20 protein-coding genes, 1 tRNA gene and 1 other RNA gene are annotated in these 25,351 nt (G+C 45.3%); 2 read left to right on the top strand and 20 right to left on the bottom strand.

Going from position 1 to position 25,351, the window contains the following annotated elements:
- Window positions 1–358 precede the first annotated feature (358 nt).
- The 11 genes from EGM68_RS01500 to EGM68_RS01450 form a co-directional block, all read right to left on the bottom strand.
- Entirely contained in the window at window positions 359–1,666 is a 1,308-nt protein-coding gene (locus EGM68_RS01500; RefSeq protein WP_129548532.1) for a DUF6270 domain-containing protein, read from the bottom strand.
- Between the two features lie 621 nt (window positions 1,667–2,287).
- Window positions 2,288–2,652: a transfer-messenger RNA gene (gene ssrA / locus EGM68_RS01495) on the bottom strand.
- Window positions 2,653–2,907: 255 nt separating this feature from the next.
- Window positions 2,908–3,387, bottom strand: a complete 480-nt coding sequence (gene smpB / locus EGM68_RS01490) for an SsrA-binding protein SmpB (protein WP_007428162.1) — start codon at window positions 3,385–3,387, stop codon at window positions 2,908–2,910.
- Between the two features lie 263 nt (window positions 3,388–3,650).
- Window positions 3,651–6,260 carry a ribonuclease R gene (gene rnr, locus EGM68_RS01485; RefSeq protein WP_129548531.1) on the bottom strand — a complete coding sequence of 870 codons (2,610 nt, stop codon included), beginning with the start codon at window positions 6,258–6,260 and terminating at the stop codon, window positions 3,651–3,653.
- Window positions 6,261–6,448: 188 nt separating this feature from the next.
- Window positions 6,449–6,682, bottom strand: coding sequence for a preprotein translocase subunit SecG (secG, locus tag EGM68_RS01480; protein ID WP_013368823.1), 234 nt, complete (start codon window positions 6,680–6,682; stop codon window positions 6,449–6,451).
- A gap of 323 nt (window positions 6,683–7,005) precedes the next feature.
- Complete coding sequence (eno, locus tag EGM68_RS01475; RefSeq protein WP_013368821.1) at window positions 7,006–8,292, bottom strand: phosphopyruvate hydratase; 1,287 nt, start codon at window positions 8,290–8,292, stop codon at window positions 7,006–7,008.
- A 63-nt stretch (window positions 8,293–8,355) separates the two neighbouring features.
- A complete protein-coding gene (gene gpmI, locus EGM68_RS01470) occupies window positions 8,356–9,900 on the bottom strand; it encodes a 2,3-bisphosphoglycerate-independent phosphoglycerate mutase (RefSeq protein ID WP_129548530.1) in 1,545 nt (514 codons plus the stop codon).
- 1 nt (window position 9,901) lies between these two features.
- On the bottom strand, window positions 9,902–10,654 hold the full coding sequence (tpiA, locus tag EGM68_RS01465) for a triose-phosphate isomerase (protein ID WP_013308264.1): 753 nt from the start codon (window positions 10,652–10,654) through the stop codon (window positions 9,902–9,904).
- Between the two features lie 59 nt (window positions 10,655–10,713).
- Window positions 10,714–11,895, bottom strand: a complete 1,182-nt coding sequence (locus EGM68_RS01460) for a phosphoglycerate kinase (RefSeq protein WP_044786793.1) — start codon at window positions 11,893–11,895, stop codon at window positions 10,714–10,716.
- Between the two features lie 123 nt (window positions 11,896–12,018).
- Entirely contained in the window at window positions 12,019–13,029 is a 1,011-nt protein-coding gene (gap, locus tag EGM68_RS01455; RefSeq protein ID WP_013368817.1) for a type I glyceraldehyde-3-phosphate dehydrogenase, read from the bottom strand.
- Window positions 13,030–13,121: 92 nt separating this feature from the next.
- On the bottom strand, window positions 13,122–14,159 hold the full coding sequence (locus EGM68_RS01450; protein ID WP_129548529.1) for a sugar-binding transcriptional regulator: 1,038 nt from the start codon (window positions 14,157–14,159) through the stop codon (window positions 13,122–13,124).
- Window positions 14,160–14,419: 260 nt separating this feature from the next.
- Here EGM68_RS01450 and EGM68_RS01445 point away from each other — a divergent pair.
- Together EGM68_RS01445 and clpP are read left to right on the top strand one after the other, a co-directional pair.
- Window positions 14,420–14,491 (top strand) — tRNA-Arg (locus EGM68_RS01445).
- A gap of 211 nt (window positions 14,492–14,702) precedes the next feature.
- Window positions 14,703–15,299, top strand: a complete 597-nt coding sequence (clpP, locus tag EGM68_RS01440; RefSeq protein ID WP_013368815.1) for an ATP-dependent Clp endopeptidase proteolytic subunit ClpP — start codon at window positions 14,703–14,705, stop codon at window positions 15,297–15,299.
- A gap of 112 nt (window positions 15,300–15,411) precedes the next feature.
- On the opposite strand, the gene EGM68_RS01435 is transcribed toward clpP, so the two are convergent.
- From EGM68_RS01435 to EGM68_RS01395, 9 genes are all read right to left on the bottom strand, one after another.
- Complete coding sequence (locus tag EGM68_RS01435; protein WP_013368813.1) at window positions 15,412–16,521, bottom strand: PdaC/SigV domain-containing protein; 1,110 nt, start codon at window positions 16,519–16,521, stop codon at window positions 15,412–15,414.
- Window positions 16,522–16,758: 237 nt separating this feature from the next.
- Window positions 16,759–17,514: an SIMPL domain-containing protein gene (locus EGM68_RS01430; protein ID WP_013368812.1), complete on the bottom strand. Its 756-nt coding sequence runs from the start codon at window positions 17,512–17,514 to the stop codon at window positions 16,759–16,761.
- Between the two features lie 272 nt (window positions 17,515–17,786).
- Window positions 17,787–18,056, bottom strand: coding sequence for an HPr family phosphocarrier protein (locus EGM68_RS01425; RefSeq protein WP_013368811.1), 270 nt, complete (start codon window positions 18,054–18,056; stop codon window positions 17,787–17,789).
- Between the two features lie 135 nt (window positions 18,057–18,191).
- A complete protein-coding gene (gene whiA / locus EGM68_RS01420; protein WP_013368810.1) occupies window positions 18,192–19,136 on the bottom strand; it encodes a DNA-binding protein WhiA in 945 nt (314 codons plus the stop codon).
- Window positions 19,137–19,141: 5 nt separating this feature from the next.
- Entirely contained in the window at window positions 19,142–20,128 is a 987-nt protein-coding gene (locus tag EGM68_RS01415) for a gluconeogenesis factor YvcK family protein (protein WP_013368809.1), read from the bottom strand.
- Window positions 20,129–20,140: 12 nt separating this feature from the next.
- Window positions 20,141–21,040, bottom strand: a complete 900-nt coding sequence (rapZ, locus tag EGM68_RS01410; protein ID WP_013368808.1) for an RNase adapter RapZ — start codon at window positions 21,038–21,040, stop codon at window positions 20,141–20,143.
- Between the two features lie 63 nt (window positions 21,041–21,103).
- Entirely contained in the window at window positions 21,104–22,054 is a 951-nt protein-coding gene (locus tag EGM68_RS01405; RefSeq protein ID WP_013368807.1) for an ROK family glucokinase, read from the bottom strand.
- A 361-nt stretch (window positions 22,055–22,415) separates the two neighbouring features.
- Window positions 22,416–23,369 (bottom strand): thioredoxin-disulfide reductase, encoded by a 954-nt coding sequence (gene trxB, locus EGM68_RS01400; protein ID WP_013368806.1) that lies wholly within the window; start codon window positions 23,367–23,369, stop codon window positions 22,416–22,418.
- A gap of 39 nt (window positions 23,370–23,408) precedes the next feature.
- The gene (locus tag EGM68_RS01395; RefSeq protein ID WP_129548528.1) at window positions 23,409–25,178 is read right to left on the bottom strand and encodes a tetratricopeptide repeat protein; all 1,770 of its coding nucleotides are present in this window, start codon (window positions 25,176–25,178) and stop codon (window positions 23,409–23,411) included.
- Between the last annotated feature and the right edge of the window lie 173 nt (window positions 25,179–25,351).

The following is a 25,351-nucleotide window of genomic DNA, read 5'->3' as shown; positions in this document are numbered from 1 at the left end:
CTAAGTATTATATCTAAAATAGGCCAAATACAAGCTTTGGATGTGAATGCAATAGAATAAAAGCTATTAAAAGAAAAAGCAGCCATCAACAGAAGAAAATCTGTGATGGCTGCTTTTTGTCTTTCAGGACCACATCACCAGCTGGAACCATCTTGAGATCAAGTAGTTCATCGGCGGCTATGTATAAAAGCTGACCGCTACAAGGAAAACATAGAAGTCATCTTTAAGCTACAAAGTTGTGGATTTGATCGATGGAGGCGAGGGGAGTCGAACCCCTGTCCGAAGATAACGTAACATAAGCTTCTACGGGTGTAGTTACAGACAGATATCACTTCCACTGGAGACTAGTCATACGGGTTTATTCTACACAATTTAGCCGTTGCTTAAGCTTAGTAATCATCAATTTATTATCAACAGCGATAGAGTACTGCAAATGATAATACATAACCGCTTCATCTTCTGGAAGCAATATACCCAAACAATTCAGCATTTGAACCCATCTTAAGTCATTTTTATCTAATGCTTCTGTAAAACTTTCCACCAAATGCTCAACAGGTAGATTTAAGTACTCCTGTTTTTCTTTTAGTTTATTTAAATAATACCGTTGAAACACATTATCTTCTTCCGATAGTTCAATTCCATTGATGAATTCATTTATAAATGTTAATTTTTCATCCATGTTTATATCAGAGAAGGTTGAATATACTTCATCCACCTTTTGATAAAGGGTGGCTAACCATTTTCTGTTTTGAATAATATCTATTGAAGCACTTTCTAAACATATATCATCCAGAAGATCGTTTGAAACAAAAAAACTCTCTGTTTCTCTCCAGATCACCTCAAAATTTCTCTCATCAACCCTTCTTCCCAATAGGTCGGCAACCACCTGCGGCCTAAGGTTATCATAGTATCTTTGTTTCGGTTTATTCAGGATAATATTTTGCATCAATGACCAAGAACTTATGGCATAGTTTTCTTCAAAGTGAACGGGTGTTACATCCCGATTATACTCTTCGTCGGCAATAAAATATTTTGAAACATCTAAAACATAGGGATTATATTTATTTATAACATACTCTTCGAGTTCATAAAGTTGTTTATTATAAATCGCATTTCCAAAATGCAACATCGCAGGAGGAGTATCCTTAACCTCTCCATCTCTCGATATATAATGATTACAACCTCTAGTTCTAACCAGTATTATATTTCCTCCAAATTTCTCAATCATTTTCTCCCAATATAGATCTATATATCCATACCATAACCAACTTGGAATTTCCAAGAAATTAATGGACTGGAATTGTTCCGATTCACTTTTATAGGCTGCCGTATTATAAAATGAATAATCATAAGTAGAGAAAGTCGTATTTTTATATACAGCTACCGGCTGGCAAAGGTCAAAAAAATCAATCACTAGGAAATCAGCACTAGAATTCAGAAGGATTGGAACAGTGTTTTTTTCAATACCGTTTCGTAAACAACGATGAGAATACTCACTATTAAAAAAAAGCAACTCTTCAGATCTTGTAGAAATATTTGCAGGAGGCATCATACTAGATACAATATTATTTCTGCTTAAATAACTATTAACTGATATATTAGTGTCTTTATTAACGTTGAAAATATCTCTGCTTAAGCATGAACCATGCACGTCTACCAATACCATTTAAGAGCCTCCAATGTTTTACATAGATAGTGGTACTACGATGAAAATTATTCATGGTCTGTATAAATGGCTCTATTCCTCCTTAGGAATCAATCTTGTCAATCCCAAAGCTCAACGCTTAATATGATTATCGGCAGCATACACAAGGAAGATTAGACGCATTTTAAATAGCCTGGATGCGAGGCAATGGCATTTCATATTTTCAACAAACCGGCTTTGCATTTCTGCGATGATTGAAATGGCTCAATTGGCGGTTAATAATTGACATTGGCTCACTCGCTAATATATCGAATCGTCCCTCACGTCCGGCGTGGTAGGCAAATCACTTTTCGGTATAACTTGAGTGATTCATCATCAAGCTATCTATAAATGCTTGTTTAATAGAGAGCTCCTCAAATCTTATTAGAACTCCAACAACTCCTTCAAGATAGCAGAACTCCTTAACATAAACTCATTTTTAAGGAATGCAGATCTAAGTATTCAATATCCAATCTGTTGACAAGCTAGAAGTCAAATACAATAAGACTGCCAACATTTATTTTACCTCACTTTGGACTATGCGACAGGGAAATTAAAGTAAGCAAAAAAGCGACCCATCAAGGCCGCTTTTCATAATACTACATATGGAGGCGAGGGGAGTCGAACCCCTGTCCGAAGATAACGACACATAAGCTTCTACGGGTGTAGTCACAGTTTTGATGTCACCCGAGTATCGCCCCGTAACCGGCTATACGTTGGGTCAGCCTGATTGTCTTCTTCAGCACACCCCAGGCGGAGATGTGGCAGCGTATCCCACTATAGGTTAGCCCCTACATCCGGCACATGGGCGATACAGGAGAGGAGCACGCTCACAGGTTATTAAGCTGCGAAAGCGTAGTTGTTTTGTTGTTTGCCGTTTAATAGGCTTTAGCGTTGATGAAGTGGACGCGTCCCCACTACCCGCTACCCATGCTCGAACTATCCCCGTCGAATCCATAAACGCCCCCTTATTATAAAAGGGCTCCACGGATAAATCCGGAAATACCGGAGCATAAGTGCATAATATCAAAAGCTGAATCCTAAGATCCAACACTCGAATCAAGTTAAATCCAAGATCTTTGAAAACTTACTACTTCGTTAGTATAACATATTACATGTCATAACGAAACGGATTAAAGCCATTCTAGCTCGATAAAATAGCACCATTACAGGAACAAGTAACTTATCCACGTAATTTGTACCATACAGAGTAAGCAAACTGCTTATCTCGCTATTTTTTGCTTCTCGCGCAGAGCACGTTGGATATCACGCTGTGCATCACGTTTAGCAGCTGTTTCTCGCTTATCATACTGCTTTTTACCTCTACCCAGTCCAAGCAGCAGTTTGGCATAACCGTTGCGAACATATATCTTGAGCGGCACGATGGTGTAGCCTTCCTGTTTGGAGAGACCAATAAGCTTACGAATCTGCTCTTTATGCAGCAACAGCTTACGCGTGCGCGTCGGATCGGTCGGATTGTTACGATTACCTTGTTCAAAAGGGCTAATATGCATATTGTGAATATGAATTTCGCCATTACGGATCGTAGCAAAAGCATCGCTTATATTAGAGCGACCATTCCGCAGAGACTTAATTTCCGTTCCCGTTAACACCATGCCCGCCTCGTAGGTGTCCTCAATAAAATAGTCATGGGAAGCTTTTTTGTTCTGGGCGAGCACTTTCCCGTCTGCCTTCTTACCCATGAATACCACTCCTTATGAATAACTTAGATTCAATCTAGAATTCCTGCTACAAAGAGCTACCTAGAAATATATTGTAACAAATTTCGGAGGGTAAAAGCAAGAAAGGTCAAGCCTTTTACATTTCTCATTACACTTATTGCACACTAAAACCAAGCGGCTTCTATCCATTACTACAGACAGAAACCGCTCATATTCTAAGCATCCTTAAGCTTCATTCACTGCTCTCGGAAGCCCCAATCTCCTAACAAGTAAGTTATATCAACCTACTTTTTCTTTTTCCGTACAAACCCAGCGGTGCTATTCCCACCGTTACCGCCCTTTTTTTTCCGTTTGCGACGTGCTGCGCCTTCGCCACCTGGTCTGGCATCACTACCTGGGGTAGCTGCATCACCAATGAATATCCCGCTGGCAGACGTCTTCTTCCGTCGCTTGCTTGCACCCGTTGCTGGCGAATTGTATCCGCCCTTGCCACTACCAAAGCCGAAGCTGCCTGGCGAGCCTGTACCGACACCGTTTCCACCACCGCGACCTGCGCGACCTGTGGTGCTGATTCCTCCGTTGCCGCCCTCTTTAGGCTTTCCAGCCGCCTCACGACCGCCTTTACGCTCTCTACCAGCCTTGTCCTTACCGCCCTTACGATCACGTCCTTCTCGGCCTCTGCCTTTAGCACGGCCCTCGCCACGTGCAAAATCTCCACCCTGGCCCGAGCCTCCCGTCCGTTCGCGACGTTGCCGTTGCTTCATATCGACGAGTTCAAAGTCAATTGTGTAATCTTCCATATTCACACGCGCGACGCGAACCTTAACCTCATCCCCAATGCGGAATACCTTAGAGGTGCGTTCTCCGATTAACGCCATATGCTGCTCGTCAAAATGATAATAGTCGTCCGTAAGTGCACTCAGACGCGTTAAGCCCTCGACTGTGTTGTCCAGCTCAATGAACATCCCAAAGCTGGTTACACTGCTGATGATCCCTTCGAACTCCTCGCCAACCTTGTCCAGCATGTATTCAGCCTTTTTCATTTGCTCTGTGTCGCGCTCTGCATCCACAGCCACACGTTCACGCTCGGAGGATTGCTGAGCAATATCTGGCATGCGTGCAGTCAAATATTCCTGACGCTCGTCTGTTAAAGCCCCGCCATTCTCCAATACCTCACGAATGACACGGTGAATTACCAAGTCAGGGTAACGACGAATCGGTGATGTAAAATGAGAGTAATACTCCGCAGCCAGTCCAAAATGTCCTGTAGACTCCGCATCATATTTTGCCTGCTTCATCGAACGCAGCATCATTGTGCTAAGCACCGTTTGCTCCTTCGTACCCTGAATGTCTTCTAACAATGTTTGCAGTGCTCGCGGATGAATGGAATTTCCTCGGCCTTTGATCTGATGACCAAAATTAGCTGCAAAAGCCATAAAGTTTTGCAGCTTCTCTGGGTCGGGGTCCTCATGAATCCGGTACAAGAACGGTACCTTGAGCCAGTGAAAATGTTCGGCTACCGTTTCATTGGCCGCCAGCATAAACTCTTCAATAATTTGTTCGGCTATCGTACGATCCCTCTTCACAATATCGACAGCTTTGCCTTCATCATCTACAATCACTTTGGCCTCATCAAAATCAAAATCAACTGCACCGCGGCGCATCCGATTCGCACGCAGCTTCAATGCTAAATCCTTCATCGTACGGAATACATCAACCAGGTCCTTGTACCGTTCCATCAGTTCTGCATCTTCCTCTTCGAGGATTTTGCGAACGTTAGTATAGGTCATCCGTTCCTTCGTTTTAATCACGCTGGTGAAAATATCATGCTTTACGACCTTCATATGCTCATTGAATTCCATCTCACAGGATAAAGTCAGTCGATCCACCTGAGGATTCAATGAACAAATTCCGTTTGAAAGTCGATGAGGAAGCATTGGAATGACACGGTCAACCAAATACACACTACAACCGCGGTTATATGCCTCCAGATCCAGCTTTGAGTTCTCACGCACATAATACCCTACGTCAGCAATATGAACGCCCAGACGATAGTTTCCGTTCGGCAAACGCTCTACATTAACCGCATCATCGAGGTCTTTGGCATCCTCCCCGTCAATGGTGACAATGATCTTATCGCGCAAATCACGCCGTCCCTGACGTATAATCTCCTCTTCCGTAATCGCATCAGGAGCCTCATCCGCTTCCGCCATCACTTCATCCGGAAAAGCTTCTGGGAGCTGATGCTTGCGAATAACGGACAAGATGTCAACGCCCGGATCATCCTTATGACCCAGCACCTCCAGCACTTCGCCTTCTGCCGCTGCACGTCCTTCCGGATAGCTCACAATACGCACGACGACCTTTTGTCCGTTTACAGCTCCGTTAAAGCTGTCCTTAGGAATGAAAATGTCCCGGTTAATACGTTTATCATCCGGCAAAACAAAACCGTATGCTTCGTGGCTCTGAAACACACCGACTACCTGAAGCACTGCGCGCTTCACGATTCGCACAACTTCGCCTTCTAGTCGGCCACCCGCAGGTCCCTTTGATGTTACTCTTACCAGTACCGTATCTCCATTCATCGCGCTCTTTAAGTCGTTAGCATGAATGTATACATCCGGGTGCTCCCGGTCCTCTGGAATCAAAAAAGCAAAGCCCTTGGCATGGGCCTGCAAACGCCCGCGCTGCAAATCCATCCGTTCTGGAACACCATAACGGTTCGTACGGGTCAGCAGAATTTTCCCGTCTTCCTCCAATGCGTTCAAGAGCTTAAGAAATTCACGAAACTCTTCTGCATCCTTAATGTCAAAATGTTGCTCCAGCTCCTGGTATGTCATAGGCTTGTATGCGGTCTCGCGCATGAAATCAAGTAGTTGTTGCTCTGTTATCATAATTTTGTCCACCTCGGGTGACCTTTAATTTTCAGTAATAAATCCGCATGTTCCTTGTTCCTGATACAAGGCTCTTTATATACTCATACCCTAGTATACACGAATTTAATCGACGGCATCCCTGCCTGTCCAAAATCCAAAAAAGCCCCCGTTTCCCGTGAAACGAAGGCTTAAGGTGTATATTTATCTTATTTTGCGAAAAATGCAACCAAAACGGAAACGATCATAAAACATGCACCCAAAACAGCAGTTACGCGTTGTAAAATCAAATCCATACCGCGAGCTTTGGTCTTGCCGAACAGATGCTCAGCACCGCCAGAGATGGCACCGGACAAACCTGCGCTTTTCCCCTTTTGCAGTAACACAACCGCAATAACAGCAATCGAGAACACAACGAGCAGCACTTTCAAAAAGATTTCCATGAAAAATCCCACCTCCTGAGCTTATACATCTGTTTTGCAAAACAACACAGCCTCTTTTATGAAAACATGCACATATCATGCTTTAAATAGCCGGAAATTAACGCAAAACACTATTTTCATTCTACCACAGCTTCCAGTAGATAACAACAGCTACAGCAAGACACTTAGCCATTAAGCTTCTGTAGATAATAGATTATCCATAACAAAAAACAGACCTGCTTGCATATAGCGAGCAGGTCTGTTTTATTATGCGCAAAAGCTTCGAGCGTCCTGACCCTATGATAAATCATAGGCCCGAGACACCACCAGCATTTTTGGCAATATTATTTTTTCAGGTTGTAGAAAGATTTCAGGCCGTGGTATTGAGCCAGTTCACCCAGTTGATCCTCAATGCGGAGCAATTGGTTGTACTTCGCAATACGGTCAGTACGGGAAGGAGCACCAGTTTTGATTTGGCCTGCATTTGTTGCAACAGCGATATCAGCGATTGTGCTGTCTTCGGATTCACCGGAACGGTGAGAGATTACAGCTGTGTATCCTGCGCGTTTAGCCAATTCGATAGCATCGAATGTTTCAGTCAGCGTACCGATTTGGTTTACTTTGATCAGGATAGAGTTACCGATGTTTTCATCGATACCTTTAGCCAGACGCTCTGTGTTAGTTACGAACAGGTCGTCACCAACCAATTGGATTTTGTTGCCCAGTTTTTCAGTGAGCAATTTCCAACCTTCCCAGTCATCTTCGGAGCAACCATCTTCAATAGTGATGATTGGGTATTTATCAACCCAAGAAGCAAGCAGGTCAACGAACTCAGCAGAAGTGAAGGATTTGCCTTCGCCTTCCAAAGTGTATTTTCCATCTTTGAAGAACTCAGTGGAAGCAACGTCCATACCGAGGAATACGTCAACGCCTGGTTTGTAACCAGCTTTTTCGATCGCTTCGATAATAGTGGACAGAGCTTCTTCGTTGGATTTGAAGTTAGGAGCAAAACCACCTTCATCACCAACAGCTGTGTTCAAGCCTTTGGAATTCAGTACGGATTTCAGGTTGTGGAAGATTTCTGCGCCAACACGCAGAGCTTCTTTGAATGTAGGAGCGCCTACAGGCAGAACCATGAATTCTTGTACGTCAACGTTGTTGTCGGCATGAGCACCACCGTTAACGATGTTCATCATTGGTACTGGCAATTGTTTAGCGTTGAATCCGCCCAGGTAAGTGTACAGTGGCAAGCCCAGAGCTTCAGCAGCAGCGCGAGCTACAGCCATGGATACAGCCAGAATTGCATTCGCACCCAGTTTACCTTTGTTTGGAGTACCGTCCAATTTGATCATCAATGTATCGATTTCTACTTGGTTCACAGCATCCAAGCCGATTACTTCAGGAGCAATAATTTCGTTCACGTTTTTAACAGCTTGCAGAACGCCTTTACCCAGGTAACGGGATTTGTCGTTATCGCGAAGCTCTACAGCTTCGTGAGCGCCTGTGGATGCACCAGAAGGAACGATAGCGCGACCAATCGCACCGGATTCCAGATATACTTCAACTTCAACCGTAGGGTTACCACGGGAGTCGAGGACTTCGCGAGCGTACACGTCAGAAATAATAGTCATTTGTACTTAATCTCCTTTGTAATTCATAATTTATTGGACAAGCCTATACTTATTAAATCAAGCTTACTTGCGGGATGCAATCATAGATTTTCCTGTCATTTCCGCAGGTTGCGGAAGTTGCATCAAATCCAGAAGCGTTGGAGCTACGTCAGCCAGAATTCCATGCTCACGCAGAACGATATTTTCGTCAGTCAAAATGAACGGAACCGGATTCGTTGTGTGAGCTGTGAACGGACGTCCCTGCTCATCAATTTCCATATCCGCGTTACCATGGTCAGCGATGATAATTACCACGCCACCTTTGGCTTTAACTGCATCTACAACACGTCCAACACATTCATCCGTCGTCTCTACTGCCTTAATTGTTGGTTCCAGCATACCGGAGTGTCCAACCATATCCGGATTGGCAAAGTTCAGGATAATCGCATCATGCTTGTCAGCTTCGATTTCCTTAACAGCAGCATCCGCTACTTCATACGCACTCATTTCAGGCTGCAGATCATATGTAGCCACTTTAGGCGAATTGATCAAAATACGAGTTTCGCCAGGAAGCTCCACATCGCGTCCGCCACTGAAAAAGAAAGTAACGTGCGGATACTTTTCTGTCTCAGCAATACGCAATTGCTTTTTGTTGTTTTGTACCAGCACTTCACCAAACGTGTTGTCCAGATTTTTCGGTTCATAGGCAACAAAGCCTCCAACCGTTTCACTGAACAAGGTCAGGCAAACAAAGTGCAGATCCTTAGGCCATTTTGGCCCACGGTCAAAACCACGGAAATCTTCATTGGTAAATACTTGAGACAATTGAATCGCACGGTCAGGACGGAAATTCAGGAATACGACAGAGTCATTGCTTTCGACCAGCCCTACAGGGCTTCCATCAGCCTTCACAATAACAGTTGGTTCCACGAATTCATCGAACACTGACTTTTCATACGATTCCTTCAATGCTTCGAGTGGGTCGGTGTATTGAGGACCTTCACCGTATACGATTGCACAGTAAGACTTCTCAACACGTTCCCAACGTTTGTCGCGGTCCATTGCATAATAGCGCCCTTGTACGGTTGCAATTTGGCCAATGCCCACTTCCTGAATTTTAGCGACCAGTTGTTGCATAAAGCCTACGCCGCTATCAGGCATAACGTCACGTCCATCCATGAAAGCATGAATGTACACTTCAGTTAATCCTTCTTTTTTAGCCAGATCCAGCATAGCGAACAGATGGCTGATATGGCTATGCACACCACCGTCGGACAGAAGTCCGTACAGGTGAAGTTTAGTGTTGTTCTTCTTCGCATGTTGCACGGCTTTAACCAATGTTTCATTGTCGAAGAACTCGCCTTCACGGATGGACTTCGAAATACGAGTCAAATCTTGATATACAATTCGACCTGCGCCGATATTCAAGTGACCTACTTCGGAGTTACCCATTTGTCCTTCCGGCAGACCCACCGCTTCACCAGAAGCCGTCAACGTGGTATGTGGATACTGTTTTAAATACCGGTCGTAATTCGGTTTGTTGGCCTGTGCAACCGCATTGCCTTCCACAGTGTCACGCAGTCCGAATCCGTCCATAATAATTAAAGCTACCGGTTTTGGTGCTGTCATCTTACTTCGCCCCCTCAACAAGCGCGATGTACGACGCCGGTTGAAGACTGGCACCGCCCACGAGCGCGCCGTCGATATCGCTTTGACCCAGGTACTCAGTAACATTTTCAGGTTTTACACTACCACCGTACTGAATACGTACAGCATTTGCTGTATTTTCATCATACAGCTCTTTAATCAGACTACGGATGTAGGAAATCACTTCATTCGCATCCTGCGAAGTGGAGGATTTGCCTGTTCCAATGGCCCAGATTGGCTCATAAGCAACTACGACTTGTGCTGCTTGATCTTTAGCCAGACCAGCAAAAGCTGCTACAGTTTGCACTTTTACAACTTCTTTGGTTTGACCTGCTTCACGGTCTTCCAGCTTTTCGCCTACACATACAATTGGTGTCAGGCCATGACGGAATGCTGCATGAACCTTTTTGTTCACCGTTTCGTCTGTTTCGTTGAAATACTCACGACGCTCGGAGTGTCCGATCACAACGTAGTCTACGCCCAGATCTTTAAGCATTCCGCCGCTGATTTCACCTGTAAATGCGCCATCTTCTGCAAAGTGCAGGTTTTGTGCGCCGATTTTAATAGATGTGCCTTTTACTGCTTCAACCAGAGCAGGAAGATTTGTAAATGGAGCACATATAACGCTCTCCACTCCTGCAACCTCTGCTTTACCTTTGATCTCTTCGATGAAGGTTTTAGCTTCTGGTACGGTTTTGAACATCTTCCAGTTACCCGCGATAATCGGTGTTCTCAATGGTTTCAACTCCTAACTATTAGGTGCCCTAAAGCCTTTATTACGCGTAATGCGTTTGATTATTTATCGTTAAGTGCAACAACACCCGGAAGTGCTTTGCCTTCCATGAATTCCAGGGATGCGCCGCCGCCAGTGGAGATGTGATCCATTTTGTCAGCCAAGTGGAATTTTTCAGCCGCAGCCGCAGAATCACCGCCACCAATGATGGTGTATGCTTCTGTTGTAGCACAAGCTTCCGCTACTTCACGAGTACCGCCAGCGAAAGGCTCGATTTCAAATACACCCATTGGTCCATTCCAAACAACCAATTTGGAGTTTTTGATAACATCTGCATAAATTTTACGAGTTTTCGGTCCGATATCCACGCCTTCCCAATCTGCAGGAATGCCGTCGATGTCCACAATGTTCGTGTTCGCTGTAGCACTGAAATCGTCAGAGATAACGATATCCACAGGAAGGTAGAAGTTTTTGCCAAGCTTCTTCGCTTTTTCAATAAATCCAAGAGCTACGTCCAGTTTGGATTCATCCAGCAAAGATTGACCCACTTCATGACCTTGAGCTTTGAAGAATGTATAAGTCAAACCGCCGCCAATAATTACGTTATCTGCAATGTTCAGCAGGTTGTCGATTACGTCGATTTTGTCTTTTACTTTGGAACCACCAATAATGGCTGTAAAAGGACGATCTGGATTCGACAAAGCTTTACCAATAACAGACAACTCTTTTTCCATCAGCAAGCCGGAAACAGCCGGAAGGAAATGCGCGATACCTTCTGTAGAAGCATGAGCACGGTGTGCTGCACCAAAAGCATCATTCACGAAAATGTCAGCCAGTTCAGCAAATTGCTTAGCCAGTTCAGGATCATTTTTCTCTTCTCCTGGGTAGAAGCGTACATTTTCAAGCAATAGCACATCGCCGTTTTGCAGTTCAGCCACTTTCGCTTTAACAGCTTCACCAACTGCTTCGTCCACTTTAACAACTGGCTTTTTCAGCAGTTCGGACAAACGTACACCAGCAGCAGTCAGACGCATGGATTCAACGACTTGACCCTTTGGACGTCCAAAGTGACTCGCCAAAATAACTTTTGCACCTTTTTCAATCAGGTAGTTAATGGTTGGCAAGGTTTCGCGAATACGCTTGTCATCTGTAATTTTACCATCTTCAACCGGAACGTTAAAATCTACACGAACAAACACCCGTTTTCCATTCAGTTCTATATCACGTACGCTCTTTTTGTTCATCTCCATATTCCTCCGCACCCTTATAATTTTACGAAACAGGAATTTAAGGCACATTTTGATATATAAAGAGCGGAAACAATAACACCTGTTTCCGCTCTATGATGTTGCTCGATAAGGAAATTCTTATTTAGCCAATTTAGCGAAGTATTCCAAAGTACGGATCAATTGTGCAGTGTAGGACATTTCGTTGTCGTACCAAGCTACAGTTTTAACCAGTTGTTTGTCGCCAACAGTCAGAACTTTAGTTTGAGTTGCATCAAACAGGGATCCGAAAGTCAGACCTTTGATGTCAGAAGAAACGATTTGATCTTCAGTGTATCCGTAAGTTTCAGGATCGGAAGCTTCTTTCATCGCTGCGTTGATTTCTTCAGCAGTTACGTTTTTCTCCAGAACTGTTACCAGCTCAGTCAGGGAACCTGTTGGTACTGGAACACGTTGAGCTGCGCCATCCAATTTACCTTTCAGCTCAGGGATAACCAGACCGATTGCTTTAGCAGCACCAGTAGTGTTAGGGATGATGTTTTCAGCTGCTGCGCGAGCACGACGGAAGTCACCTTTAGCATGTGGAGCATCCAAAGTGTTTTGGTCGCCAGTGTAAGCGTGAATTGTAGTCATCAAGCCTTCAACGATACCAAATTTGTCTTGCAATGTTTTAGCCATAGGAGCCAGGCAGTTAGTTGTGCAAGAAGCACCGGAAATTACAGTTTCAGATCCGTCCAGAATTTCATGGTTTACGTTGTAAACGACAGTTTTCATGTCGCCAGTAGCTGGAGCGGAGATAACAACCTTTTTAGCGCCGCCTTTCAAATGTTTCTCAGCAGCTTCTTTAGTTGTGAAGAAACCTGTGCATTCCAGAACGATGTCTACACCCAGGTCTCCCCAAGGCAATTCTTCTGGGTTACGGTTAGCCAAAACTTTAACTTCTTTACCGTTTACTTTGAAGAAACCATCATGTACTTCTACTTCCCCTTGGAAAGTACCTTGTGTTGTATCATATTTCAACAGATGCGCCAGCATTTTGGAATCTGTCAAGTCGTTAATTGCTACTACTTCAATACCTTCTACGTCTTGAATACGGCGGAAAGCAAGGCGTCCAATACGTCCGAAACCGTTAATACCAACTTTAACTGTCATGAGTGAGTTCCTCCCAAAGTTCGTTTAGTTTAGTTTTATATATTCAAGACAGACCCGAAAGCCCGTCAAGACAACACAATTAAAAAACCTTATCAATCTCTTAAATAACGGCTTACAATCTCGGCAGCAGCGCCTTCGTCGGTGACAAGAATGTCTTCCTGTCCGAAACGCAATACCGCATGAATAGCAGCCGCCTTGCTCTTGCCTCCAGCCACACCTAACACCGTCTCCGTGCGCCTGATGTCCTCCAAACGGAGTCCAAGCGTCAGCATTCTGTGAACAACGACGCCGTCTTCGTTAAAATAATAACCAAACGATTCGGCGACCGCGCCCTCATTGCTGATCTGGGCAAAGGTTTCAGGGTCAAGCTTGCGTCTGTGGGCCATTGCTATGGCGTTGCCTATCCCGTGAATGATAATACGACTCTCTCGAATCAGGCTCAATATATCCTGAATATTCGTATCCTCAAGCAAGGAGTTGTAAGCATGATTGCTGAGCAAATCCGGTACATGGAGCAGACGGTATTGAGCGCCGACCTTGCGAGCCATCGTGGAAGCAATTGTATTTGCCTGCATTTCCATGCTCTCTCCCAAACCCCCGCGTGCCGGTACAAACCATCCGCCTTTAAGCGGGCCGTTAGCAGGTAATGTCAGTTGTTCCGCCACATCTGCAATCGTCGTGCCACCTGTTACAGCGACCACGTCCTCGTCATCCATAACACTCAGCAGCGCCTTTGCGCCAGCACGGCCCAGTTCCTGCTTCGCTAACGGTGAAGCATCCGAATCCCCTGGAACGACAATCACCTTCCTCAAACCGTAGGCTTGACGAATCTGATCCTCCAATTGGGACAGGCCGAACAAGTTGTTCGCAATCGGCTCCAGCTGTTCCAGCAGATCCAGTCCTGCTTTGCTCACCTTCATGCCCACACTCTCAATCTCAATTAGCCCTTGCGCTTTAAGGAGATCAGTCTCAGCGCGCAGTACGCGCTCGGTCATATCCAGTGAAGCTGCCAGTGTTCTGCGTCCAATAACTTCGGACAGCATAATCTGATGCAGGATCGTGTACCTTTTTTTCAAAACATCCATGAGGTCGGGCAGAAGCTGCTTCTGTATTTCTAATATCTTTCGCATGCTTTCCACTCCCGCACACTTCTAAGTTCTGTCTCTATGCTATATCTCTAACTGGTCTTAAAATGTCCCGGGATAACTTTTTAAGTCCCACGTATATCTTACCCAATATTTGCTTCACATGCAAGTCTATCTGAACCTATATTTCTCAACTTTTTATGTGAATATGCGCACGTAATAAAAGCTTGCAATTCAATGCCGTATATCATATAATCATCTTTGTTTCCAAATTAATTAGTTAGTTGCTTGTAATGTTCATCTGTGCGCCCGTGGTCCAACGGATATGACGTAGGCCTCCGGAGCCTGAGATCGAGGTTCGATTCCTCGCGGGCGCGTCGTTTTATATGATTGGCTAAATGTTCCATATAATGTTTTTAACCAAAAAGAGCGCTGAGCGCTCTTTTTTTAATCAATAGTTTGACTTTCTTTGACTTTTTGTTTGAAATTGTTTATCATGTGGTTAATACGGTAACAGTTTATAAATAGGGATGTGTAATCGGCATATCCACCAAATCCACTAACGATATTTAAGGGAGGTTTTTTGACGTGAGCTATGTTCCTATGGTAGTAGAACAAAGTAACCGCGGCGAACGCGCCTATGACATTTATTCCAGACTGTTGAAGGATCGCATTATTTTGTTGGGCTCGGACGTCAATGACGTTGTAGCCAACTCAATTATTGCACAAATGCTGTTTTTGGCTGCTGAAGATCCTGAAAAAGACATTCACTTGTATATTAACAGTCCTGGCGGTTCCATCACAGCTGGTATGGCCATTTTCGATACGATGCAATACATTAAACCTGACGTATCTACCATTTGTGTAGGTATGGCTGCTTCCATGGGTGCTTTCTTGCTGAATGCAGGTGCCAAAGGCAAACGTTTTGCCTTGCCAAACAGTGAAATTATGATTCACCAACCACTGGGCGGTGCACAAGGACAGGCAACGGATATCGAAATTCGCGCCCGTCGCATTCTGAAAATGCGTGACAAATTGAACCGCATTCTCGCAGATCGCACAGGTCAACCACTGGAACGCATCGAAAAAGACACAGACCGTGACTATTTCATGTCCGCTGATGATGCCAAAGAATACGGTATTATTGATAAAGTGTTAACTAGCTCCTCTCCAGAAGGTGTATAAGAAAAGTGGTTTACTTCTGAATAGCTGGTAAATAGAAAGGCTGCCTCGGATTTTTGTATCCAGTAGGCAGCCTTTTTGATTTGCTATTTTTTAAAAATATAGGTCATCCAAATTATTGATTTTGTCCCGCAAAAGGCTTTCCGCCCTGAGGTAGCAGTTGAGCGAACGAGTAAGTAAACTCCGGAATTCCATACGCGTATGGGGCATAATCATACAAATCAAACACGATGGTTACTCCACTATTGGTCACATAAAAATTCTGATCTGCGGCCAACTCTTTAAATTTTTCAAAACCTTCGCCAGCCTGGAGCGCATCAATTTTTTTCTTCAAATCAGCATTCAAAAATTTTTTATAGTTCGGATTTGCCTTCAATACGTCAGACAATTGCAGCAGCTTGCCATCAGCGAGCGAGAACGTGTATCCTTTACGCGCCGTCATGCCATGTGCGCCACCTGTATACGAGTAGTCCTGCATAATCACACTTAGAATACCGTCCTTGTTATAGGCAATTGCAAAATCATTCTCGAAATCATACGGTCTTTCTGCTGTAACCTCTCCCTCTGCCACCATCTTTTTGCCTGCTGCCAATACTGTCTCTGCATGCTTTTTTAGCACATTATTAATGGTCTGTTGAGCCTCAGGATTCAGCTGGCTGCCGCTGATTTGTGGATACTTAATCTTATAAGATACCTTTGCATTGCTCGAAGCTGGAAGCGTCTGAGATGCAATTGTGATTGGATTTAGCTGGCTTTTACTCAATGTTACGGTTTTCTGAGCTGCATTCCACTGAGCATCGATACCCAGATAGTCTTTCAGCAGACTCATAGGAATGTACAGCTTCCCGGCGATCATTTTGGCATCCATGCTGCGCGTGTTGATTCCGTTCACATTGACATAGGCATCCGAGGAGGAGACCACGATATAGAGCTTGTTGTACCCACTCCCCACTGTATATGTCCCTTCTTTGGTGTCATAGCTCACCGGAATTCCCAAGCTGTCACGCAGTGCTGCCACTGGAATCATGGTGTTCCCGTTCACTTGAATACCTTTAGCGGCCAACGTTTTACCATTCCATTGGATGGCGATCCCTGGTTGCTGTGTTGTCGCTTGCTGCTGTTTGGTCGATGCTGCCCCAATATAGGAAACGGGAATAACCGCAACCCCTGCTAAAATTCCCGCTGCCAGCAATGCTGAGCCCCATTTTTTTGTATGTTTGTTCATCGTAAGTATTCCTCCTATTGCAAATCTGTATAATCTATGTGTTTTGATCACTTTTCTTATTATATCTATACCCTATTGTATGTAGTTTACAATCTGTACACTCCTTGATTTCAATCTGTACACCTAACAGCCATTAGCTATGACAGACTCATTACAAAACGGTTTCAATAGACAAAAGAAGCCAACAAGTCATCCTGCAATGTTGCAGGCGCTTGCGGCTCCGCTTAATGGTCTATACTAGTTCATCTCATATTGGGCAGACACTTGGACTTTCACCGTTACTTGACCCGACTGTATCTCTGTTCCGCCACTCATATCCATGAGCGCTTTGGACATGGCATTCTCACGTTGTGTGTAAACCTGAGCTTCCCCGCCATCTACTGTCACATTCACCAGAGCTCCTAAACCGCGTTTAGCTGATTTTGCTACGGCACTTGCTTTGGATTGAGCATTATCCAACGCCTTTGCAATTGCTGCTTCCTCATAAGCGGAAGGATTCTCTACGGAAAACTGTATATTATCTACGTTGTTTGCACCGGAATTTGTAGCCTCATCCAACAGTTGACCAATTTTATCCAAATTGCGATATTTCACTGAAAGTGTATGGTTGGCCATGTAGCCTTTGAGCTTCTGTCCTTCTTTCTCGTTATAGGTATAGTTAGGCTGTACAGAGAACTGGCTTGTCTGAATATCGTCTGCACTAATGCTCCATTTTTCTTTTAACAGCTGTGTAACCTTGTTTATTTTCGCAGCATTGGCTTTTTGAGCTGCAGCAGCGGTGTTTCCTTCCGATTGCACACCAATAGAGAGATAAGCGATATCTGGCTTAGCCATTATTTCACCACTTCCACTCACGTTAATTACACCATTCGCCGTCGTCGCCGTTGCTGCATAAGCGCGATCAGCTCCCGTCCACAGCCCTCCTGCTACTCCTCCAGCTAATAATGCTCCTGCAAGAATTGCTGTGCTTACTGTTTTTGTCCAAACTCTCATTGTAGTCAGCCTCTTTCTTGAAAATGTTTGTACTTTCCAGACGGAAAAAACGGGAAAAGGTTGCAGTCAAGCGGTATAAATTTCCGAAACAGAGCATTACCCAGGGGTTTTAATTATTTGTAGCTTGGACTTAACGCGGTCGCTATATTCAAATAAATATACATAAATAGCTTAATGGCGGGGCTGGTTGAATGCTTTTTCTGGATACAAAAAAAAGCCCCCGAGGGGGCTTTCACTAAGAGCATACATCATATCACAAAGCAAATGTTCGTTTATTGATTTTCCAGCTCTACCTTACTAACCAGACTTACTAAAGCGTTTACAGCCTGTTCGGCGTCCGCACCTTCAGCACTAATATTGATTTCAGTACCTGTACTGATGGCGAGGCTCATAATACCCATGATGCTCTTGGCATTAACCTTTTTGTCTTCTTTTTCCACAAAAATTTCAGATGAATATTTATTCGCTTCCTGTACGAACAACGCAGCAGGTCTGGCGTGCAGTCCTGTTTTCAAGCGTACGACTACTGGATGTTTTGACATGTCAGCTTACCCCCTCATCAAATAAATCTGGACGCTATTTACTCCATTTTATTTATCACATTATAACATTAACCCGGGACAGACACTAGAAAAAAAACTAAAAAAACCGGTTCTAAAAGCCCCACAGACCCTCTTTTACGGAATCAGGCCGTTTTCCCCCCTGATTTTGTCAGCCATCTCATCAATTTTGCGAAGTCGATGATTTACACCCGATTTACTCACGACCCCTTTGAGCATTTCCCCGACTTCTTTTAAATTCAAATCGGGATGAGCGAGCCGAATTTCTGCCACTTCACGCAGTTTATCTGGCAAGGTCTCCAAACCAACTTCCCTCTCCAGCAACTTAATATTCTCAATTTGCCGGACAGCAGCTCCGATCGTCTTGTTCAAATTAGCTGTTTCGCAATTAACAATACGGTTTACGGAATTGCGCATATCGCGCATGATACGTACATCTTCAAATTTGAACAAGGCTTGGTGCGCCCCAATGATACTAAGCAGCTCAATGATCTTCTCGCCTTCCTTGATGTAAAGGATAAAGCCTTTTTTTCGCTCAATACAGCGGGCATTGAGATGAAACTCATTAGCGAGATCAACTAGCGCCTGACAATGCTCCTCATACATCGAAGAAATTTCAAGGTGGTAAGACGATCCCTCTGGATTATTCACAGAGCCACCTGCCATAAAGGCACCCCGCAGATAAGCCCGCTTACAACAGTTTTTCCGAATGATATCCCGATTAATCCCGTCAGTGAACAAGAAACCTTCTGAGACAATATAAAGCTCCTTTAGCAGCTCTTGTACACCATTAGGAATGCGGACAATATACACATTATTTTTTTTCAAGCGCATTTTTTTCCGTACAAGCAGTTCGATGTGAAGTTGAAAATGCTTTTTGATCAAGGAGTAAATCCGCCTTGCAATCGCGGCATTTTCTGTGGACACGTCCAATATCACCCTTTTATTCGACAGTTGTACGGATCCGAGCATACGTATGAGCGCAGACAGTTCCGCTTTTTCACAGCAGGGCTGGCTTTCAATCATCGTAAGCTCTTTTTTCGTTTGTGCCGCAAAGGACAAGGGACTCACCTCCTTCTTAACATCCAGTTTTGTACCAATTGGTAAATATGCTGGCTCAGTTTGTCGGCGTCATGCCGTAAATACGTGCGGAACAGAACTAACGTATCTGCCACTACTTTATATCCTCGATCAGCCAGCTCGCCCATGTCTACTTGAACAGGCTTAGCTCCCTGCTCGGCATACATCTCCTGTACTTGGGGTGGAATTTCTCCGTTATTTACAATGACATAGTCGAACAGATGATGCCCTACATGCTCATAGATCGCTTGCAGGTGATCTCCCACTGTATAGCCATCGGTTTCCCCCGGCTGGGTCATCACGTTGCAGACAAATATTTTGATAGCATCTGATTTCACCACAGCCTCAGCAAGTTTCGGTACAAGCAAATTCGGTAAAATGCTGGTATATAGACTGCCGGGACCAATTAGAATCGCATCGGCTTCATTAATGGCTTCCACAGCCTCAGGCAACGGCTCCACGTGAGTCGGTTCAAGAAAAACACGTTTGATTCGTCCGCCCGCTTCTGGGATTTTGGACTCCCCGGTGATCACCGTGCCATCCTCCATCTCGGCGCTGAGCACAACGCCTTCCTCAGCCGCCGGTAGTACACGCCCTCGGACAGCAAATACACGGCTAAGCTCACGCACCGCCGTTACAAAATCCCCCGATATATCAGTCATCGCTGCTAAGATCAAATTCCCCAAGCTATGGCCTGACAACCCTGATCCAGCACCAAAACGGTATTTTAGCATATCTGACATTACTGGTTCCACGTCAGCCAAGGCAGTCAGCACATTGCGGATATCCCCTGGAGGGGGCATCTGCAGCTCACTGCGCAATATCCCGGAGCTTCCGCCATCGTCAGCGACTGTAACAATAGCCGTAATATCCAGCGGCTTTTGCTTCAAGCCCCGCAGCATGACGGACAAGCCGGTTCCGCCGCCCATAACAACAATACGTGGGCGCTCCCGTTGTGATCCGGTCTCTTTCATGATTTCACCTCATTAATGCCGGTCCCGATCAGCATCCCGATGCGAAACAGAAACGGATTCTGTCTCGCTGGCACCCAGCATTTTTCCTAAATACTCCGATATTGCAACTGAACGATGCTTACCTCCAGTACAGCCAATACCGATAATGACCTGGCTTTTACCTTCTTTGCGATACTGCGGAATCAAAAAGTGCAACATATCCAGCAACTTGGTCAGGAACGCCTGAGTCTCCGGCCACTTCATGACATAATCATATACATCGCTATCCTGTCCCGTGTGTGGACGTAGCTGGTCCACATAGTGGGGATTAGGCAGGAAGCGCACATCGAATACAAGATCGGCATCAATGGGAATACCATATTTGAAGCCAAAAGAAGTAATATTCACGGACAGCATACTGCTCTCCAGATGAGAAAATCTCGAAATAATCCTCGCCTTTAAGGTTGCGGGCTTCATCGTACTTGTATCAATAACCTGTGTAGCGGAGCTTTTGAGTTCCTCCAACATCTTACGCTCCAAACGAATCCCATCCAAAGGCATACCATCTGGAGCAAGCGGATGCCGTCGACGGCTTTCTTTGTACCGCTGTACGAGAACACCGTCATTCGCATTCAAGAATAAAATTTCACAATGAATCGTAAAATGATCTTTAATATAATTAAGCGATTCCGACAAGGCGGTGAAAAATTCTCGTCCGCGTAAATCAATGACAAGAGCCACTTTGCCTATTTTACCGTTAGACTGCTCAATCAACTCGGCAAATTTGGGAATCAGCACAGGGGGCAGATTATCAACGCAGAAGAAGCCCAAGTCTTCAAGGCTCTGCACCGCAATGGTCTTCCCTGCGCCTGACATCCCCGTAATAATAATGAGCGTTGCCCACGGCGCAGCATTTTTTAGATTGTCTGTCATATGGACTTCCCTCTCCTTCTGCTTCTTCGCTCTATGCCAGTACCCCTATCATCAACCTGTGGATTAGGAGCGTAGCAGCAACCCTGCAGCCCCTACGATACCCGCGTCATTGCCTAACACTGCTGGTACGATATATACACCTTTTTGAAGCGGTTCAGGAGCCAGCTTGGCGTATACGCGACGCATCTCTTCAAACAAAAAGTCGCCTGCTTTAGAAACACCGCCGCCTATAATAAACAATTCTGGATTGAGCACAGCGGCAACAGCTGCCATCGATTTCCCCAAATAAAAGGCAGCCCGGTTCACGATACGCAGTGCGACTTCATCCCCGGCTTTAGCAGCATCGAATACTTCCTTAGCAGCAATGTGATCTTCCAGCGCCAGAGAGGTCCGGTCGCCACGTTCCACAGCATCCTTGGCCATACGAATGATGCCTGTTGCGGAAGATACAGTTTCCAAGCAACCCATTTTGCCGCATCCACACTGAATAGCCTCCAGATCAGGCACGACGCTGATATGGCCAATTTCCCCAGCCATGCCCGAAGAACCTTGATATATTTTACCGTTTATAATAATACCGCCACCTACGCCTGTTCCCAGGGTATAACATACGCAGTTTTCAATGCCTTTGCCTGCACCAGCCCAAGCCTCACCCAGCGCAGCAACATTCGCATCATTGTCTATTTTCACAGGCTTGCCAATCCGGTTCTCTAGGAGCGCACGGATCGGTACGTCACGAAAGCCAATATTAGGAGCGAGGACAATAATACCATCACGAACATTCGTAAAACCTGCAACGCCTGCACCGACACCCTTTAGTTGATCCCACTCATAAGGAGATTCCTCAACAATGTGCCGCACATATTTTTCGATATTACCAATGACAACGTCTACACCTTTATCGGTTTCGGTTGGTCCCTCATATGTGTGCAAAAGCTGTCCGTTTTCATTACAAATGCCGACTTTAATCGCGGTACCGCCCAAATCGACACCTACATAGATACTTTCAGACATGTTCCAAGCCACCTTTTATGTTTACTTAAAAATCTGGTATGAAATATAGCTTAAAATTCCTGCCTCATAATAGTAATCCTACGTTCCAACTATAATTGAAGCCCCCGTTACGGTCAAGGACACTTGCCTGTTGAAAAATGTACGATTAGCTGAACTTTTAACCTCATGCCTCCATAAGAAAAACGTCTATTGACGTACTTTCAAGGAAGCCAGACCACGCTTAACGGAAATTTTTCTTTAATCATAAAAAGGAGAAAGCCTGTGCAAATGCACCAGGCTTTCTCTTCCTGAACAAACAACGGAGCTTAACAGAGGGCCATTAGCCCCTCACATTAGCCACTTTGTGTATTATAGACACCCTTTATTGATCCAGTGTTTCGCTCCAGTCGTGGACAGCGCTGCCTTCAAGATACTTCTCGCAATCCATAGCCGCCATACAGCCCGTTCCCGCAGCCGTAATGGCTTGTCGATAACGGTTATCCTGCACGTCCCCACAGGCAAAAACACCCGGAATATTCGTTTCCGTCGTGCCTGGCTTCACTTCAATATAGCCGTGCTCATCGGTATGGATCTGTCCGTTCAGGAAGCCTGTATTCGGTGTATGCCCAATCGCCACGAACACGCCATCTGCCTCTATTAGCTCATCCTGGTTGGTCTCATTATTGTGTACTTTCAAGCCCTTTAAGCCAGTTTCTCCCGTCACAACTTCGAGAGGAGTCCGGTTTAATGCCCAATGTACTTTTTCATTTTCGCGTGCGCGGTCTTGCATAATTTTAGATGCCCGCAATTCGTCACGACGATGGACCAAGGTTACACTGGAAGCAAAACGGGTCAAGAAGCTCGCTTCCTCCATGGCTGAATCGCCACCGCCGACCACGATAATCTTTTTCCCACGGAAAAAGAAGCCGTCGCAAGTTGCGCATGTGCTAACTCCGCGACCTACATTGTCCTGCTCACCTGGAATGCCGAGGTATTTGGCGGACGCACCTGTAGCAATAATAACCGACTCCGCCTCAATGATACCTTTACCCTCTACCTTCACTTTAAAAGGGCGCTTGCTGAAATCGACTTCCTCTACCCAACCGGAAGTAAACTCAGCGCCAAAACGTTCGGCCTGCTTGCGCATGTTATCCATCAGCTCAGGTCCGAGGATACCTTGCTCAAAACCCGGGAAATTTTCAATTTCAGTCGTTGTGGTCAGCTGCCCACCGGGCTGCATTCCTTCAATGATCAGCGGATTCATGTTGGCGCGTGCCAAATAAATAGCGGCTGTGTAGCCTGCAGGACCTGTACCAATAATTATGGATTTATACATACGTTTGTTGCCTCCTTTAAGTGATGTTTGGAGCAGGTCTCAGACCTGCTTTTTAAACGTGGAGAGCGGCTGCTTCAGCTTCTGTTTGATACCACACACGCTGTCAATTTGACGTGCGTAGCGGCTTACGGTCGATACGGAAATACCATAGCGGTCGGCTACTTCCTGATAGGTGACTGAATGATGATGCATTTTGGCTGTCAAATATTCCAGCGCAGCTGCCCATCCCTCAGTATGCTGAACCATCGGGACTTCTGGAGCAAGCCGATCCAGATACTCCTGCCAAAGTGATCTCAAATCATGCTGCATGGCCGGATCGGATGATTTGCTCATGACGGTCAGTACCTTGTCCAGCACGGCCTGCCATTGTGGATCAACTGGCGAAGCAGAGATATCACCTTCGGTTGTATACGGATCTTTCTCAGCCTCCAACCGCTCAGGATGCTCCGTTTTCGCGTGTGTATTCTGTACTTCCTGCTCTGCCAGCTCTTGCAATACTTGCAAAGCACGGCGTTTGAGTTCACTATCCTGAACCGGATCTTCTACAAAGGACTCCAGTGCCTGGCGAACCTCATCGTCACCGATCAGGCTTAACGCCTGAATGACCTGAAGCTGAGTCGCCCGGTCTCCGTGACGCAAGGCCCAGAAGAAAGATGATCGGATTAGCGGGTCCTTCTTCATACTGTCCGGTACCTGCTCAGCGCCAAACTTCTCCCACATGCGGAATTGCTCCTCAAACGGGAGATGATAGTGATAGCTGAGCACTTGCAGCGGTGTACCTTCCTGCTGAAGCTCTTCCAATCTGGACAGGAAAAATCTTGGAACCTCCGAGGAAGCATCCTGCTTTTGCAAATGACTCCATAACCGCCGAGCTTCCGCATATCTTCCTGTATTGCTGGCAGCTACCGCTGTGTAATGGTACAAAGAAGCGTCCGCATTGTTCTCTCCATTGCCATGAAGCAACCTGCGAAAATGTCTGTAGGCCTCCTCATGACGTCCGAGAATCCCCATAGTGGTCGCCAGCTTGAATACCTGCTCTTCCTGAAACGGTATAGTGACCGCCAAGGTTTGAACCAGACGATCCAATTCCGGACCGCCGCCTTCGTGCTGATAAAAAATCGCCAAGTTGCACAATGCGTGTAAATTACCTGGCTCATCCTCCAACACTTGAATAATGGTAGCCTTAGCATTTTGGAACAATCCCATGTAGTAATACGCTAGCGCGAGATTATTCCGCGCAGCGAACATGTCTGGTTGCTCCTCAGAAATTTGCTTGAGCAGTTGGGCTGCCTGAGCAAATTTCCCTTCCTCCAGCAGAACACGGGCCTGATCATGCTCAACCACTCCCTGCCGGGCCTTAATGCGGTTCAACTTCGTCGGACGGTCCAGCTCATAATAGAGCAGCTCCATCATTTCCTCGGCTTCATCAAGAAACTGGCCTTCTTCGTCCTCCTCCAGGTACGTGACCAATGCTTTTTCCGCTTCTTCAAACTGCTCCATATTAGCGTAATTATTCGCCATATAGAAATAACATTCTGTCATCGACGAGTCTACGTCACTCAGAACAGAGGACAGGATCTCATTCGAACCTGCATAATCCCCCATCTCTGATAATATACCCGCCATATTGCAATGATTCACCGGATTATCCGGTTCATATTCAACGGCTTTGCGAAAATATTTCAATGCCTTGTCATAATGATTGCGATCAAGCGAGCGCACAGCTTTCTCAAAAAAGAAAGATGCGTCGAAACGCAAAGCAATAATCTTAGGGCTAGGCTCCGAAACTCGCAGATGTTTCCCTTTCATAAATAACCAAGGCACCTCCTTTAAAAGTAACTGGCATGTTCATACCCTTCAGTATACCACAACTTCAAAACGACTTGACAGTCGATCCTACCTCATTCCAAAAAACGGTTCTGTGCTCGTACCTCGATAGATACATATGCAAAAATACGCAAAATAGCCGAGCGCATTTTCCC

The sequence above is a fragment of the Paenibacillus sp. M-152 genome, assembly GCF_003856555.1.
Lineage (GTDB): Bacteria > Bacillota > Bacilli > Paenibacillales > Paenibacillaceae > Paenibacillus > Paenibacillus polymyxa_C.
The sequence above is the reverse complement of the archived record's forward strand: the minus strand, read 5'-3'. Positions and strand labels throughout refer to the sequence as shown.